The following is a 15,991-nucleotide window of genomic DNA, read 5'->3' on the forward strand; positions in this document are numbered from 1 at the left end:
GTCACGCTGGGCGCCCGTTAACGTCTGTGAAACAGCCGAGTGATGGACGGGCAACATCGCCAACCTAAGTTGCCGCTGGAAATCGAGCCGATCGAAGGAGCCGTGCCAGGGTGTTCAGCAACTCGGAAGAGGTCCTCAAGTTCATCTCTGACGAGAAGGTCGAGTACGTCGACATCCGATTCTGCGACCTTCCCGGCGTCATGCAGCACCTCACCGTCCCCGCGGCGACGGCGAGCAACCTCCTCGAGAACGGGGCCGCGTTCGACGGCTCGTCGGTGCGAGGGTTCCAGGCGATCAACGAGTCGGACATGCTGCTTCAGCCCGACATCGCCACTGCCCACCTCGACCCGTTCCGCAAGCACAAGACCCTCAACCTCAACTTCTTCGTGCACGACCCGATCACGGGCGAGCCGTACAGCCGTGACCCGCGGAACGTCGCGCGGAAGGCGGAGCAGTACCTCGCCGCATCGGGCATCGCGGACACCGCGTACACGGGGCCGGAGGCGGAGTTCTACATCTTCGACTCCATCCGTTTCGGGTCCGACCCGCACCAGCAGTACCACTTCATCGACTCCGCCGAGGGCTGGTGGAACACCGGTCGCGAGGAGGAGGGTGGGAACCTCGGCTACAAGGTCAACTACAAGGGCGGGTACTTTCCGGTGCCCCCGGTCGACCACTACGCCGACCTGCGCGCCGACATCGTCGCCAACCTGACCAAGGTCGGGTTCGAGGTCGAGCGCGAGCACCACGAGGTCGGTACCGCGGGGCAGGCGGAGATCAACTACAAGTTCAACACGCTGCTCCACGCCGCCGACGACATCATGCTGTTCAAGTACATCGTCAAGAACACGGCGTGGGCGGCCGGCAAGACCGCCACGTTCATGCCCAAGCCGTTGATGGGCGACAACGGCTCCGGCATGCACGTGCACCAGTCGCTGTGGAAGGACGGCCAGCCGCTCTTCCACGACGAGTCCGGCTACGGCGGCCTGTCCGACACCGCGCGCTACTACATCGGCGGCCTGCTGCACCACGCGCCGTCGCTGCTGGCGTTCACCAACCCGACGGTGAACTCCTACCACCGCCTGGTGCCGGGCTTCGAGGCCCCGGTGAACCTGGTCTACTCGGCGCGCAACCGCTCGGCCTGCATCCGTATCCCGCTCTCGGGCAACAACCCGAAGGCCAAGCGCATCGAGTTCCGCTGCCCCGACTCGTCCGGCAACCCGTACCTGGCCTTCTCCGCCATGGTCATGGCCGGCCTCGACGGGATCAAGAACAAGATCGAGCCGCCGGCCCCGATCGACAAGGACCTCTACGAGCTGCCGCCGGAGGAGGCCAAGGACATCCCGCAGGTGCCCGGCAGCCTCGCCGAGGTCATCGACCGGCTCGAGGCCGACCACGACTACCTGCTCGAGGGTGGCGTGTTCACGCCCGACCTGATCGAGACCTGGATCGCCTTCAAGCGCGAGCGGGAGATCGACCCGCTGCGCATGCGGCCGCACCCGTACGAGTTCGCGCTCTACTACGACGTGTGACGGTCGGCGCGGTCCAGCCGGTCCCACGGACATGAAGGCCCGGCGTCCTGCCAGGAGGCGGACGCCGGGCCTTCGGCACGTCCGGGACGGGTCGAGACCGCAGCTCCCACTACCGCGCCTGTGTGACCTCGCCGGTCCCGCTGATGTGCTGCTGCACCTTCGGGGAGCCGCGGTAGGTGACGTCGCCGCTGCCGGAGACGTCGACGGTGAGCGAGTCGGAGACCGTCACGTCGGCCTCGCCGCTACCGCTGATCCGGATCTCGGTGATCTTCGTGGCGAGACCGGCGGCCTCGTAGGAGCCGGAGCCGTGCACGCTCACCACCTGCTCGTCGACGCTGCCGCCGACGACGACGTCGCCGGAGCCCTCGATGTCGACGGTCAGCGAGGAGCCCCTGATGTCGGGGTGGCGGACGGTACCCGCGCCGGAGATCACGATCCGCTCCAGGGACGGCACCGTGACCGTGTAGTGGATGCGGCTCGCGCCGCGCAGCACCGCGCGGTCCTCCACCGACAGCACCAGGGTGCCCCCGGAGACTTCGCTGGTCAGCAGCGGCAGCAGGTCCGCGGGCGCCTCGACCGTGAGCGACGGCGGGCCGGTCGAGACGTCCACGGTGCCGGAGGTGGCGAGGTCGATGCCCGTGACGTCGGAGATCGTGCGCTGCTCGCTGGTCACCTCACCCGCGCCGGATGCCGCGTTCGGCACAGCGCCGCATCCCGCGACAGCGGCGACGAACAGTGCGGTGGTTGCGAGCCTCCGGCCGGTCCTCGTCCTCATGCGTGCGACGCTAGCGCGCGGCGGAGCAGCGCACGGTGGGGGCAACCCCCGTTGCGGCACGTGTGCGCCGCGGCCGTGCAGACGCGACCATGGGTGAGGTCGCGTCGAGGAGGGAGCAGTGCCGGACAGCGGGCATCGGCCGAGGGGGGAACCCGAGCCGCGGTTCGAATCGGCCGTCGAGCGTCAGATCCGCCTGGCGCAGGAGCGCGGCGCGTTCGACAACCTGCCCCTGGCCGGCAAGCCGCTGCCCGGCGCGGGCCAGCCCTACGACGAGAACTGGTGGATCCGCAGCTGGCTGGAGCGCGAGGTCGGCAGCGCCGAGGCCCTGCTGCCGGAGTCGATCCAGCTGCGCCGCGAGATCGACCGCCTCCCGCAGAAGGTGCGGGACATGGACACCGAGTGCGAGGTGCGCGCGGCCGTCCGCGAGCTCAACCTGCGCATCGCCGAGCACATCCGCCACCCGACCGGCCCCAACGTGCCTGTGACCCCGGTCAAGGTCGACGACGTGGTGGCCCGCTGGCGGGAGGAGCGGCGGGCCCGCCGGCGCAGGCCGCAGCAGGCCCCGCCGCCCCCACCGGAGCCACCGGAGGACGCCACCCCGCCGAAACGCTGGTGGCGGCGCCTGCTCAGGCTCAGGTGAGCCGGAACAGCGGGATGATCCGGTCGGTCTTCTCCTGGTACTCGCCGAACCCGGGCCGCCAGGCGACGATCCGCTCCCAGAGCAGGTCCCGCTCCTCATCGCGGATCTCCTCGGCCGTGACCGCGAACCGCTCGGTCCCCACCTCGACCTCGATGCGCGGGTTGGCCTTGAGGTTGTGGTACCAGGCCGGGTGCTTCGGAGCGCCGCCCGCCGACGCGATGATCACCATCGTGCCGTCGTCCTCCGGGAGGTAGACCAGCGGAACCTCGCGCACCGCTCCCGTCTTCGCACCGACCGCATGCACGATGATCATCGGCGCGCCCTCGAAGGGGCCACCGACCTTCCCCCCGTTGGCCCGGAACTCCGCGATGACCTGAGCGTTCCAGTCGCTCACACGTCCCCCCTGTCTATCCGAATTGGACCCAGGCAGTGGCGACGAGCGCCGCCGTCCCGATCAACCAGAACACCCCGACCCACATTCCGCGGGGCAGCCGCGTGAGCGCAGCGAGCATGTCGGCGTCGGACGTGCCGCCGCGCCGGCCGCGCGGATCGACCAGCCGCCCGCGCTGCAGCTCCCGCACCGCACGCACCCCGCCGAACACCAGGAACCAGCACAGCGCGACGGCGAACCCGGCCCGCACCGACGGAGTACCCCACCACGCCACTGCACCGACCAGCAACCCGGTGACGACGACGGCGAGCGCGCCGTAGCCGTTGCGGATCCACCCGAGGGTGACCGCGAGCGCACCGACCACCGCCCACAGCAGCCACTCCGGCCGGCCCGCGGTGACCACGACCATGCCGCCCAGCCCGATCAGCGACGGGGCCGGGTAGCCGCCGAGGAACGTCAGCACCAGACCCGGCCCACGGGGCGCCCCTGTGGACACGGTCAGGCCGGACGTGTCGGGGTGCAGCCGGATACCGGCCAAGCCGCGCCCGACCAGCACGGCCACGAGCGCGTGCCCGCCCTCGTGGGCGATCGTGACGACGGTGCGCGTCCACCGCCACAGCGGCGTCCACAGCACCGCGAACAGCGCCAGGACCAGCGCGATCACCGCACTGCGCTGGCCGGTCACCACCCGCAGCGCGACGTCGGCGATGCCGTCGAGGACGTTCCGGAGATCGAGCGCGTCGGGCCGGGCCACCGCCTCATCGTGCCGGGACGGCGGTGCCCGGGTGGTCGCTACCCCTGGTGGGCCTGGTCGTAGCCGTAGTCGCTGTCGTAGTCCAGGTCGAACGGGATCCCGCGCAGGGACTCGAGGGAAACGCGGCGACGCTGGGCGGGGATGATCGCGGTTCGGGCCTCCTGGGCCAGGTCGTACGAGTAGTCGCCAGCCTCGTCAACGTCGTTGGACATCGTCGGCTCCTCGCAGCACACCGCACCCGGCAGCTACACTACGTAGCTGTCACCATTCGGACGGTGTACGGCCAATGATCGCCCGCTGGGGGCGACCAAGGCAATACCGTTCACTCTCCGGTCACTCGCGCGCCGCCATGGCCAGCGACGTCCCGAGGGCGATCATGAGCGCGCCACCCGACGCGCCCAGCCGCCGCACCCGTGCCGGCGAGGTCGCGAGCCAGCTGCGCGCCCAGCCCGCGCCGAGCGCGTACGTCGCGTCGACCAGGGCGGCGAGGAGCGCGAACAGCGTGCCGAGGACCGCCATCTGCACCCCCGGTGTTCCCGCGGCGGGATCGGTGAACTGCGGCAGGATCGCCGCGAACAGCACCAGCACCTTCGGGTTCGTCGCCCCGACGACGACGGCCTGCCGGAAGATGCGCGCGGTCATCGGCGCAGGTGGGGCACCCACGGCCGCGGCCAGGTCGCCGCGGTGGCGGATCGTCTGCACACCCAGGTAGACCAGGTACGCGGCACCGACCAGCTTCAGCGCGGTGAACACCTCGATCGACGCGGCCGCGATCGCCCCGAACCCCGCGGCCACCGCCGCGACCACCACGAGGACCCCGGTCGTGTTGCCGGCGACGCTGACGAGCGCAGCCCGCCGCCCGTGCGCCAGCGCCCGGCCGACGATGAACAGCACGCTGGGGCCCGGTACCACCACCAAGACCATCCCGGTGAGCACGAACGCGACGACGGTCTGCAGTGAAGGCACGAGCGTCACGCTAGCTCAGATCGCGCCCGACTCACCCGTCGCCGGATCGCGGCTCGCGCGCCTTCCAGCTGCGCCGGATCGCGCTGGACCCCGCGCTGCTCCTCCGTCGCGGAGCGCGGGTTCGCGCGGTGGTCACCTCCCAGCAGTCCTCGGCACAGGCGCGGCGAGCACCCCGGAGTCGTGCTCGTCGGCCACGTCACCAGCCGTAGAACACGCGCTCCACGACCGCCCGGGCCCGCCGGGTCGCACGGCGGTAGTCGTCGACGAACACCCCCGGGTCCCCGTCAGCCGGGTAGCCCATGGCGTGCGCGACGGCGACGAGCTCGCGCCCCGACCGCGGCAGCTGGTCGCCCGGCTTGCCGCGCACGAGCATGATCGCGTTGCGGGCGCGGGTGGCCATGGTCCAGCCCGCCTCCAGCGCGGCCGCGTCGGAGGGCGAGATCAGCTCGGCGGCGACGGCCTCGCGCAGCCCCTCCAGCGTCGACGTCGTGCGCAGCTCGGGGATGTCGCCCGCGTGCTGCAGCTGCAGCAGCTGCACGGTCCACTCGACGTCGGCGAGCCCGCCGTGGCCGAGTTTCGTGTGCGTGCTGCGGTCGGCGCCGCGGGGCAGCCGCTCCGCGTCGACGCGGGCCTTGATACGCCGGATCTCCGCGACGGCGGCCGCGCTGAGCCCCTCGGGCGGGTAGCGGATCGGGTCGATCAGCTCGATGAACCGCCGGCCCAGGTCCGCGTCGCCGGCGACCGGCCGGGCGCGCAGCAGCGCCTGCGCCTCCCACACCTCCGACCAGCGCTCGTAGTAGGAGCGGTAGGACTCCAACGTGCGCACGAGCGGCCCGTTGCGACCCTCCGGGCGCAGGTCCGCGTCGACGATCAGCGCCGGGTCGGGGCTCGGGGCGCCCAGCGTGCGGCGCACCGTCTCCGCGACGGTGGTGGCGTAGCGGACCGCTTCCCGCTCGTCGGCGCCCTCGACGGGCTCGCACACGAACAGGACGTCGGCGTCGCTGCCGTAGCCCAGCTCGCTGCCGCCGAGGCGGCCCATGCCGATCACCGCGATGCGCGCCGCCCGCTCGGTGCCCTCCGCCTTGAGGGTGCGCTCGACGGCGTCGAGGGTCGCCTGCAGCACCGCCACCCACACCGACGACAGCGCCGCGCACACCTCCGGCGTGGACAGCACCCCCAGCAGATCGGCGCAGGCGACGCGGAGCAGCTCGTGGCGGCGCAGGGACCGGGCGGTGGCCGCCGCGCTGGCCGGATCGGTGTGCCGGGCCACCGACAGCCGCAGCGAGTTCGCGACCTCGGCCGGATCGCGGGTGAGGTCGTCGGAGAACCCGGTGCTCGGCGCCGCGAGCATGCGCAGCACCTCCGGCGCGCGCACCAGCAGGTCCGGGACCAGCGCGGACGTGCCCAGAAGGTGCATGAGCCGGTTGGCGACCTGGCCCTCGTCGCGCAGCAGCCGCAGGTACCACGGGGTGTCCGCCAGTGCCTCGGACACCCGTCGGTAGGCCAGCAGGCCGCGGTCGGGATCCGGGGTGCGGGACAGCTCGTCGAGCAGGACGGGCAGCAGCGCCGTCTGGATGGCCGCCGCCCGGGAGATCCCCGACGTGAGCGCGCGCAGGTGGTTGAGCGCCCCCTCCGGCGACACCCAACCCAGCGCCTTCATCCGCGCCTTCGCTGCCTCCTCCGACAGCCGCCCGACGTCGCCGAGATCGGCCGTCACCCGTGCCACGGCCGACAGCAGCGGTCGGTAGAACAGCTTCTGGTGCAGCCGGCGCACCCGCCGCGCGTTGCGCTGCCACTCGTTGAGGAGCACGCCGACCACGTCGTAGCGCCCATCGGGCCGCATGCGCGCGGCCCGCGCCAGCCAGCGCAGCGCCTCGGTGTCCTGCGGCGGCGGCAGCTGGTGGGTGCGGCGCATCCGCTGCAGCTGCAGGCGGTGCTCCAGCAGCCGCAGGAACCGGTACGACGCGGCGAGGTTGGCACCGTCGTCGCGGCCGACGTAGCCGCCGTCGCGCAGCGCGGCGAGCGCCTCCAGGGTCGTCGGGGAACGCAGTGACTCGTCGGTGCGGCCGTGCACCAGCTGCAGCAGCTGCACCGCGAACTCGACGTCGCGCAGCCCGCCCGGGCCCAGCTTCAGCTCGCGGTCGGCGAGATCGGGGCGGATGTGCTCCTCGACGCGGCGACGCATCGCCTGCACTTCGGCGACGAAATCCTCCCGGCCCGCGGCGCTCCACACCATCGGTGCGACCGCCTCGGTGTAGGCCTTGCCCAGCTCGGCGTCCCCGGCGACCGGGCGGGCCTTGAGCAGCGCCTGGAACTCCCAGGTCTTCGCCCACCGCTTGTAGTAGCTGACGTGTCCCTCCAGGGTGCGCACGAGCGCGCCCTGCCGGCCCTCCGGCCGCAGGTTCGCGTCGACCTGGAAGCAGGCCTCCCCCGCGACGCGCATCATGCGGTTGGCGAGCTTCGTGGTCGCCTGGTCGGCGGGCTCGGCGACGAACACGACGTCGACGTCGCTGACGTAGTTCAGCTCGTGCCCGCCGCACTTGCCCATGGCGATCACGGCGAGCCTGCCCACCTCGCCCACCTCGGCGACCGCCACCGCGAGCGCCGCCTTGAGCGCGGCCGCGGCCAGGTCGGACAGCCGCGCGGTGACGTCCTCGATCTCCATGACGGGCAGCTCCGGCTCCCCGACGGCGGCGAGGTCGGCCGCGGCGAGCGCCATGACCTCGTCACGGTAGACCGCACGCAGCGCGGCGATCGCCTCCGCACCGGTGAGCCGGGCCGCGCTGCCGCCCGGGGACCCGGCAGGCGGCGCGTCGGGATCGGCCCCCACGGCCCGCAGCATCGTGGCCGCCGCGCCCTCCGCGTCGGCCGGGCCGACGTCACCGGCGAGCCGGTGCCAGCGGTCCGGGTGGGTGACGAGGTGGTCGGTGAGCGCGGTCGAGCTGCCCAGCAGCGCGGTGAGCCGGCCGCGCAACCGCACGTCGCTGCGCAGCGCGGCGTCGAGCTCGGTCCGGTCGGAGACGGCGTTCATGAGCCGCTCCATGCCGCGCAGCGCGGCGTTCGGATCGGGGCTGCGGGCGAGCGCCCACATCACCTGCTCGGCACCGGGCGTCGGTCCGTCGTCCCCCCACCAGCCGAACTCCCGGAGAGTGGACTCGGCCCAGCTCTCCGTGAGGCCGAGCAGTGTGAGCGAGGCGCCGGTCCGTCGATCCACGGGGTTGATCCTGCCCCGCGCCTCAGGGAGTGTCGAACTCGCCCGCCCGCACGCCGGCCAGGAACGCCCGCCATTCGTCGGGGGTGAACCGCAGGGGTGGCCGACCGGCCGCGGTGGACGCGGTCGTGCGCAGGAGCACGTCACCGCCGGGAAGCACGGCGATCTCGACCGCACCGCCGTCGGCGTCGCTCGCGACGCTGCTGCGCCGCCAGCGCGGCTCCTCCACGAGGGCCGGGACGAAGTCGAGATCCAGCCCGTCGTAGACCGGCACGAACCCGAGCTGCGGGTAGAGCCGGTTCGGCCCGGGCTCGGCGCGATCGGTGAACAGCACGACGTGCCGGGCCCCCGCGGCCCGCGCCCAGCGGGCAGCCGCGGCGGTGACGGCGGCCGCGTAGCCGCGCCGGCGCTGATCCGGCGGGGTGTAGACGGGCCCGATGCGCGACATCCCGGCGACCGGCAGCCGGGCCGTGGCCTGCGCGACCGGGCGGCCGTCGACGATCCACAGCAGCTCGCCACCACCGGAGCGGGCCAGCTCCTGGCGCATCGCGGCCAGGTCGGGCACCGACAAGTTCGACGAGGCCGTGTCCGCGACGAACCCCGCCCGCCACGAGCACAGCAGCTCCGCGTCGGCGACCCCGGCGGGTCGCACCGCCCCCGGCACGCCCTGCGGCGGGACGAGGGTGCCCAGCTCGTACAGCCGCAGCGTGCGGTCGACGCGCACCGCTCCCCCGTGTCGCGCACGGTGGGCCTCGGCGAACGCCTCCGCCGCCGCGGTGGGCCCGTGCGCCCCACTGACCGCGACGCCCGCGGCCGCCAGCGCGGCGACGGCGGCGGGCGCGTGCTCGGGCGCCAGGCCGGAGACGATCAGCCGGTGGCCCGGACTCGCCAGCAGCGCACCGACCGGGGCGCCGGCCTCGTGCACGGTGGCGAGCAGCGCGGCCGGATCACCGTGGCGCACCATCCCGTCGAGGACGGTCAGCGCGATCGTGTGCCGGGCGGGATCGCGGGCGTAGAGCGGCTGGGCGAGCGCCGCGAACTCCGCGACGCGCTCGTGCAGGACGACCTCGACCATGGGCTCAGGCGTCGGGGTAGCCGTTCGGGTTGTGCGACTGCCAGCGCCACGCATCGGCGCACATGTCGTCGATGGTGCGGGTGGCCTGCCAGCCCAGCTCGGCCTTCGCCCGGCTCACGTCCGCGTAGCTGACGGGCAGGTCGCCGGGCCGCCGATCGACGATCTCGTACGGGATGGGCCGCCCGACCGCGCGCTCGAACGCGTGCAGCATCTCCAGCACCGACGTGCCCTGCCCGGTGCCGAGGTTGAACGCCCGCGCGGGCTCGGTGGCCCGCTCCAGGTACTCCAGCGCCGCGACGTGCCCCTCGGCCAGGTCCTCGACGTGGATGAAGTCGCGGATGCAGGTGCCGTCCGGCGTGGGGTAGTCGCCGCCGAACACCCGCAGCTTCTCCCGCCGACCCACCGCGACCTGCGCGATGAACGGCACGAGGTTGTTCGGGATGCCGCCGGGGTCTTCGCCGATCGTGCCCGACGGGTGGGCGCCGACCGGGTTGAAGTACCGCAGGAGCGCCACTTTCATGCCGGGCACGGCGTGCGCGACGTCGGTGAGGATGTGCTCCAGCATCACCTTGCTGCGCCCGTACGGGTTGACGGCCTCGATCGGCACATCGTCGTCCTCGCGGTAGGGCAGCTTCGACCGCGGCCCGTACACGGTGGCCGACGAGGAGAACACCAGCTTCCGGGTGCCGTGCCGCTCCATGGCGCGCAGCAGCGAGAACGTGGTGTCGAGGTTGTTGGAGTAGTAGGCCAGCGGCTTCTCGACGCTCTCCCCCACCGCCTTGAACCCGGCGAAGTGCACGACCGCGTCGATCTGCTCGGACGCGAAGAGCCGGTCGGTCTTGTCGCGGTCGGTCAGATCGAACACGTGCAGCGGGATCTCCCGCCCGGCCAGGGCCGCGAGCCGGCCCATCACGGCCGGCTTGCTGTTGGAGAAGTCGTCGACCACGACGACGCTGTGCCCGGCCCTCACCAGCGCCAGGACGGTGTGCGACCCGATGTAGCCGGCTCCGCCGGACACGAGTACGTGCATGGCGCACAACGCTAGCCGGGTTCGCCTCGAGCTGTGGCGTGCGGGGGCGGCTGCCATGGTGGAGATCCGTGGGGATCGTCGTCGTGGGGGCGGGCGTCGGCGGCCTGGTGACGGCGTTGGAGCTGCACCGGGCGTCGATCCCGGTGACGGTGCTGGAACAGCGTGGGGCCCGTGGAGACAGCGGGCTCGGCATCAAACCTGCTGCCGCACTCGGTGCGCGTGCTGGCGGACCTTGACCTGCTCGACGAGTTGGTCGCGCTCGGTGTGGCACGGCGAGCCGCGGGTGAACGAACGGCCCTTTCGTCCACTCAGGGTGGACGAAAGGGCCGTTCGTCGCGTCTGGACCTGCCTTCAGAGCACCGGCAGGTACGTGGCCAGCTCGTACGGCGTGACCTGGCGGCGGTAGTTGTCCCACTCCACCCGCTTGTTGCGCAGGAAGAAGTCGAACACGTGCTCGCCGAGGATCTCCGCGACCAGCTCCGAGTGCTCCATCGCCGACAGCGCCTCGGTGAGGTTCTGCGGCAGCGACTCGTAGCCCAGCGCCCGCCGCTCGGTGTCGGTGAGCGACCAGACGTCGTCCTCGGTGGGCGGGCCCAGCTCGTAGCCCTTCGCGATGCCCTGCAGGCCGGCGCCGAGGATCACCGCGAACGCCAGGTACGGGTTGCACGCGGTGTCCAGCGTGCGGATCTCCACCCGGCGCGACGACGACTTGCCCGGCGAGTACATCGGCACCCGGACGAGCGCGGAGCGGTTCGCGTGCCCCCACGACACCGCGGTCGGGGCCTCACCGCCGACGATGAGCCGCTTGTAGGAGTTCACCCACTGGTTGGTGACCGCGGAGATCTCCCGCGCGTGCCGCAGCACGCCCGCCACGAACGCCTTGCCGGTGTCCGAGAGCTCGTACGGGTCGTCGGGGTCGTGGAAGGCGTTGCGGTCGCCCTCGAACAGCGAGAAGTGGGTGTGCATGGCCGAACCGGGCTTGTCCGAGAACGGCTTGGGCATGAAGGACGCCCGCACGCCCTGCGTGATCGCGACCTCCTTGACCACGTACCGGAAGGTCATGATGTTGTCGGCCATGGTCAGGGCGTCGGCGTAGCGCAGGTCGATCTCCTGCTGGCCCGGGCCCACCTCGTGGTGGCTGAACTCCACCGAGATGCCCATCGCCTCCAGCGTCTCGATCACGTTGCGCCGGAAGTGCGGGGCCACGTCGTGGCTGGCCTGGTCGAAGTACCCGCCGGTGTCGGCCGGCACGGGCACGCTGCCGTCACCGGGCAGGTCGCGCAGCAGGTAGAACTCGATCTCCGGGTGCACGTAGCAGGTGAACCCGGCCTCGGCCGCCTTCGACAGCGCCCGCCGCAGCACGTGCCGCGGATCCGCCCAGGACGGCGAGCCGTCGGGCATCGCGATGTCGCAGAACATCCGCGCCGCGTAGTGCCCGCCCGACCCGGTGGACCACGGGAGCACTTGGAACGTGGAGGGATCCGGGCGCGCCACCATGTCCGACTCGTAGACGCGCGCGAACCCCTGGATGGCCGAGCCGTCGAAGCCGATGCCCTCGGTGAACGCGCCCTCCAGCTCCGCCGGTGCGACCGCCACCGACTTCAGGAAGCCGAGGACGTCGGTGAACCACAGCCGCACGAAGCGGATGTCGCGCTCCTCGAGCGTGCGGAGCACGAACTCCTGCTGCCGATCCATTGCTATCCGCCCCGTCTCGTGCGTCCGACGTTCATCGGGCCCGACTCTAGGAACGGCCTGTTACAAGAATGTTTCGGGGGTCCCCCGGGCCTTGTGACGCGCTCGAAGGAGTCACTCACCGCTGCGGCACCTCAGCCCGGCCGGCGGGTCGACCAGATCGACGAGGTAGGCGGTCACGGCGTCGTCGATGCACTTCACGCCGTTGAGCGCCACGCCGTGGCCCTCGCCCTCGTGCGTGATGAGGCTCGCGCCCAGCCCCTCAGCCAGGTCCACGCCCGCCTGGTACGGCGTCGCCGGATCGCCGGTGGTCGAGATCACGACGAGCTTCGGCAGCCCCTGCACCGACGGCACGTGCGGCTCCGACGTCGGCGGCGACGGCCAGTACGAGCAGATGCTCTGCGCCGCGACCGGCGGCTGCCCGTCGTCGGCGAACGGGGCGGCCTCCTTGGCCGCGCGGGCGAGTTCGCCCTCCTCCTCGCGGGTGGTGCGCTGCTCGTCCAGGCAGCTGATGGCGCGGAACGCCTCGATGAAGTTCGAGTACTTCCCGTCCTGGCCGCGGTCGTAGTAGGCGTCGGCGAGGCCGAGCAGCAGCCGTCCGTCGCCGTTGGCGTACATCGACAGCCCCTGTGCGAGGTACGGCCAGAAGTCCTTGCTGTAGAGCGCCTGGACGATGCCGGTGATCGCGTCGTTGTAGGACAGCTTGCGGTCGCCGACCTGCAGCGGCTCCTGGATGAGCGGGCGAATGAGCGCCTGCACCCGCGCCGTCGCCTGAGACGGGTCGGTGCCCAACGGGCAGCTCGGGTTCTTCGCGCAGTCCTTCGCGAACGCCTCGAACGCCTGCTGGAAACCGGCGTTCTGCTTCACGATCCGGTCGATCGTCGACTGCTTCGGGTCCAGCGCCCCGTCGAGCACCATCGCGCGCACGTTCTGCGGGAACTGCTCGGCGTAGGTGTAGCCGAGCCGGGTGCCGGCCGAGTAGCCGATGAAGGTCAGCTTCTCGTCACCGAGCGCCGCGCGCAGGATGTCCATGTCGCGGGCCGCATCGCGGGTGCCCATGTTGGCCAGCACCTCTTCACCGCCGGAGCGGCGGATGCAGCCCTGGACGAACTCCTGGTTCTCCTTCTCGGTCTGCGCGACGCCCTCCGGCGACGGATCGATGTCGAGATCGAGCCGCTCCGCCTCCCACTCCTGGTCGTCGATGCAGTCCAGCGCCGGGGTGGACGCGCCGGTGCCGCGCGGATCGAACCCGACCAGGTCGAACCGCTGGGCCAGCTCGGTGCCGTCCAGGTCGGGCGCGGTGTAGACGACCTGCCGGTTCCCGGACGCGCCCGGCCCGCCCGGGTTGAACACCAGCGAGCCGATGCGGTCCGAGCCGGTCGCCTTCTGCCGCAGCACCGCGATCTGCGCGGTGCGGCCCGACGGGTTGGCGTAGTCGAGCGGCACCTCCAGCCGGGCGCACTCGAACCGTTTCTGCGCGTACTGGTCGCGGTCGCGGTCGGTGATGGCGAAGTCGCCGCACGGCCCCCAGGACAGCTGCTGGTCGTAGAACCTCTCCAGCCCCGGGTCCGCACCCGGGACCGCGTTGCCGGTCGCCCCACCGGCGGAGCAGGAGGCGAGCAGGGCGGCTGCGGCGAGCGCGGCGGGGACCGCGACGAACGAGCGGCGACGGGATCTCACCCGGCACAGCATGCCAGCGGGGCGGGGATCGGGCCGTTCGGGGAGTGCGGTACGTCGCTCACCGTGACGTCATCCTGACGGTGAGCGAGCGATCTACAAGGGCGCGTCCGTCGCCACCGCGTGCAACGTGCCCTCGGCCCGGTTCAGCACCCAGACTCGGTCCCCGTGCCCGACCGCGTCGTACAGCCCCGGGCCGAGGCCCTCGAGGGGCGCGCCCAGCTGGGTGCGCAGATCGGTCGAGAAGCGCCGCAGCGTGCCCGCGTCGACGTCGAACATCCACACCGAGGAGCGGCCGCCGTAGAAGCCGCAGTCGCACAGCGGATCGACCATCTGCGCGTTGTCCACCGGCTGCAGCCCCGAAGCGCCGTCGGTGACCAGCGCGAACCCCTTCGTGCCACCGAGGTAGAGCCGCCCGCTCTCCACCGAGATCTGGCTCGATCCCTCCGGCACCGGCACCGGGTTCCCGAGCGGGGTGCCCGACGCCTCGTCCAGCACGGTGATCGTGCGGTCGGCCTTGTTGAGCACGTACACCTCGCCGTTGCCGATCGTGATCGACGTCGGCCGCGCACCCACCTTGATCGGGTCCCCGACCGGTCTCACCCCGGCGAGGTCGAGCCGCACCACGGCGTTGCGGTCCGGCTGCACCGCCCACACCGCGGTCGAACCCACCGCGATGCCGCCGAGATCGCCACCCATCTCCACGTAGTCACCGACAGCGCCGCTCGCGGCGTCGATCGGCAGGATCGTCGAGGTGTAGTTCCACGCCCAGATGCGCCCCTGCCCGTAGCCGATCTCGACGGGCGCACCGGGCACCTCGATCCGCTGCACCTGCCGGGTCACCGGGTCGATGCGGGAGACCGAGGAGTCGTCGGGGTTGGCCACCCAGAGGAAGCCGTTGCCCTCGACGACCGCGCTCGCGCCGATGCCGACGTCGATCGGTGCTCCGTCGATGCGGCCGGTCGCCGGCAGCACGGGCGGGGGCTCCGGTTCCTTCAGCGTGGGCGCGACGAGGACGGCGCCCAGGACGACCGCCGCCGTGACGGCCGCGGCGACGGCGCCGTAGACGAGCTCCCGCCTGCTGCGGCGCGGCGGCACCTGGCCGGCCCCCGGCAACGGCTGCGGGCCGGACGATCCGGGGTGCGACCCGGCCGCGGCCGGCGCGGCGGCGTAGGCGGAGTGGAAACCGGGCGCGTGCTGCTGACCGGCGAACTGCTGAGGCGCCGGCGGCTGGGTGTACGGCTGGGCCATCGGTTGTGGTGCGGGCTGCGGGAACGGCGCCGGCGTCGCTCGCTGTTCCATCTGCGCCACCGCTGCCAGCGCGGCCCGGCCGAACTCGCCGGCGGTCGGGTACCGGTCCTCCCGCCGCTTCGCCAGCGCCCGCGCCAGCACCGGCTCCAGCGGGCCGCGCAGCGCCGGGTCGACGTCGCCGAGCGCGGGCGCGGGCACGGCGAGGTGCGCGAACATCCGGGCGGCCGTGGTGTCGCGCGGGAACGGCACCTCGCCGGTCAGCGCCTGGAACAGCACACAGGCCAGCGAGTACTGGTCGGCGCGGCCGTCGACGTCCTCGCCCTGCAGCTGTTCGGGCGCGATGTAGGCCAGCGACCCGACGACGAACCCGGCCTTCGTCATGCCGGCGTCGCGGCCGTCCTTGGAGATGCCGAAGTCGGTGAGGTAGGTGTGCCACCGCCCGCCGGGGCGGGTGACGAGGATGTTCGCCGGCTTGACGTCGCGGTGCACCAGCCCACGGGCGTGCGCGGCGTCGAGCGCGTCGGCGACCTGGGCGATCATCTCGACGGCGGCGCGCGGCGCGATCCGGCCCTGCGAGGCGATCATGGAGGCCAGGTCGGTGCCGTCGACGAACCGCATCGTCAGGTAGACGTGCCCGTCGTCCTCTCCGGCGTGGTAGATCGGCACGACGTGCGGGTGGTCCAGCGACGCCGCCAGCCGTGCCTCGCGCCGGAACCGCTCGCGGAACTCCGGGTCGCCGGCCAGCTCCGGGTTGATGATCTTCATGGCCACCGTGCGGTCCAGCGACAGCTGGTGGGCCTTGTAGACCACACCCATCCCACCGCGACCGGCGACGGCGTCGATCCGCAGTCCGCCGATCACGGCGCCGATGTCGGGTGCGATCACCGCGCCATTATGTCGGTATTGACCAGGCCTGTACCTCGGTTCTCCCGCGTAGTCCGATCGGGTCACGGCGGACCGGTGCCCCGGCGACCGACCGCACCGTGTGAACCTCGCG

At 72.3% G+C, this 15,991-nt stretch carries 14 protein-coding genes; 3 read left to right on the forward strand and 11 right to left on the reverse strand.

The features are described 5' to 3' along the window. Nucleotides 1–110: 110 nt before the first annotated feature. Nucleotides 111–1,532, forward strand: a complete 1,422-nt coding sequence (glnA, locus tag BUE41_RS07320; protein WP_073456128.1) for a type I glutamate--ammonia ligase — start codon at nucleotides 111–113, stop codon at nucleotides 1,530–1,532. Between the two features lie 109 nt (nucleotides 1,533–1,641). Here the strand turns inward: glnA (BUE41_RS07320) and BUE41_RS07325 are convergent, their stop codons facing one another. Next, on the reverse strand, nucleotides 1,642–2,307 hold the full coding sequence (locus BUE41_RS07325) for a head GIN domain-containing protein (RefSeq protein WP_084754555.1): 666 nt from the start codon (nucleotides 2,305–2,307) through the stop codon (nucleotides 1,642–1,644). 118 nt (nucleotides 2,308–2,425) lie between these two features. Between BUE41_RS07325 and BUE41_RS07330 the strand changes: the two genes are divergently transcribed. Further along, nucleotides 2,426–2,947 carry a DnaJ family domain-containing protein gene (locus BUE41_RS07330; protein ID WP_073456130.1) on the forward strand — a complete coding sequence of 174 codons (522 nt, stop codon included), beginning with the start codon at nucleotides 2,426–2,428 and terminating at the stop codon, nucleotides 2,945–2,947. Here BUE41_RS07330 and BUE41_RS07335 read toward each other — a convergent pair. From BUE41_RS07335 to galE, 7 genes are all read right to left on the reverse strand, one after another. Further along, nucleotides 2,940–3,341, reverse strand: coding sequence for a nitroreductase family deazaflavin-dependent oxidoreductase (locus BUE41_RS07335; RefSeq protein WP_084754556.1), 402 nt, complete (start codon nucleotides 3,339–3,341; stop codon nucleotides 2,940–2,942). The two genes, BUE41_RS07330 and BUE41_RS07335, sit on opposite strands and share 8 nt — an antisense overlap. Nucleotides 3,342–3,354: 13 nt before the next feature. After that, complete coding sequence (locus BUE41_RS07340) at nucleotides 3,355–4,092, reverse strand: M50 family metallopeptidase (RefSeq protein ID WP_234997030.1); 738 nt, start codon at nucleotides 4,090–4,092, stop codon at nucleotides 3,355–3,357. Between the two features lie 38 nt (nucleotides 4,093–4,130). Next, nucleotides 4,131–4,304, reverse strand: a complete 174-nt coding sequence (locus BUE41_RS30680) for a hypothetical protein (protein WP_159444873.1) — start codon at nucleotides 4,302–4,304, stop codon at nucleotides 4,131–4,133. A 121-nt stretch (nucleotides 4,305–4,425) separates the two neighbouring features. After that, nucleotides 4,426–5,058, reverse strand: a complete 633-nt coding sequence (locus tag BUE41_RS07345) for a LysE family translocator (RefSeq protein ID WP_073456334.1) — start codon at nucleotides 5,056–5,058, stop codon at nucleotides 4,426–4,428. 196 nt (nucleotides 5,059–5,254) lie between these two features. Then, nucleotides 5,255–8,272 carry a bifunctional [glutamine synthetase] adenylyltransferase/[glutamine synthetase]-adenylyl-L-tyrosine phosphorylase gene (locus BUE41_RS07350; protein WP_073456133.1) on the reverse strand — a complete coding sequence of 1,006 codons (3,018 nt, stop codon included), beginning with the start codon at nucleotides 8,270–8,272 and terminating at the stop codon, nucleotides 5,255–5,257. A 22-nt stretch (nucleotides 8,273–8,294) separates the two neighbouring features. Beyond that, nucleotides 8,295–9,344 carry a GNAT family N-acetyltransferase gene (locus tag BUE41_RS07355; RefSeq protein ID WP_073456135.1) on the reverse strand — a complete coding sequence of 350 codons (1,050 nt, stop codon included), beginning with the start codon at nucleotides 9,342–9,344 and terminating at the stop codon, nucleotides 8,295–8,297. Between the two features lie 4 nt (nucleotides 9,345–9,348). Further along, the gene (gene galE / locus BUE41_RS07360; protein ID WP_073456136.1) at nucleotides 9,349–10,374 is read right to left on the reverse strand and encodes a UDP-glucose 4-epimerase GalE; all 1,026 of its coding nucleotides are present in this window, start codon (nucleotides 10,372–10,374) and stop codon (nucleotides 9,349–9,351) included. Nucleotides 10,375–10,442: 68 nt separating this feature from the next. Here galE and BUE41_RS30055 point away from each other — a divergent pair, with 68 nt between their 5' ends. Further along, on the forward strand, nucleotides 10,443–10,610 hold the full coding sequence (locus tag BUE41_RS30055; RefSeq protein WP_234997032.1) for an NAD(P)-binding protein: 168 nt from the start codon (nucleotides 10,443–10,445) through the stop codon (nucleotides 10,608–10,610). A gap of 115 nt (nucleotides 10,611–10,725) precedes the next feature. Here BUE41_RS30055 and glnA (BUE41_RS07365) read toward each other — a convergent pair whose 3' ends face one another. From glnA (BUE41_RS07365) to BUE41_RS30060, 3 genes are all read right to left on the reverse strand, one after another. Then, complete coding sequence (gene glnA / locus BUE41_RS07365) at nucleotides 10,726–12,069, reverse strand: type I glutamate--ammonia ligase (protein WP_073456137.1); 1,344 nt, start codon at nucleotides 12,067–12,069, stop codon at nucleotides 10,726–10,728. Nucleotides 12,070–12,180: 111 nt separating this feature from the next. After that, nucleotides 12,181–13,746, reverse strand: a complete 1,566-nt coding sequence (locus BUE41_RS07370; RefSeq protein ID WP_084754577.1) for an alpha/beta hydrolase — start codon at nucleotides 13,744–13,746, stop codon at nucleotides 12,181–12,183. Between the two features lie 93 nt (nucleotides 13,747–13,839). After that, the gene (locus BUE41_RS30060; protein ID WP_073456141.1) at nucleotides 13,840–15,879 is read right to left on the reverse strand and encodes a protein kinase domain-containing protein; all 2,040 of its coding nucleotides are present in this window, start codon (nucleotides 15,877–15,879) and stop codon (nucleotides 13,840–13,842) included. Nucleotides 15,880–15,991 lie beyond the last annotated feature (112 nt).

Source organism: Pseudonocardia thermophila (genome assembly GCF_900142365.1).
In the GTDB taxonomy this organism is placed as follows: Bacteria; Actinomycetota; Actinomycetes; order Mycobacteriales; family Pseudonocardiaceae; genus Pseudonocardia; species Pseudonocardia thermophila.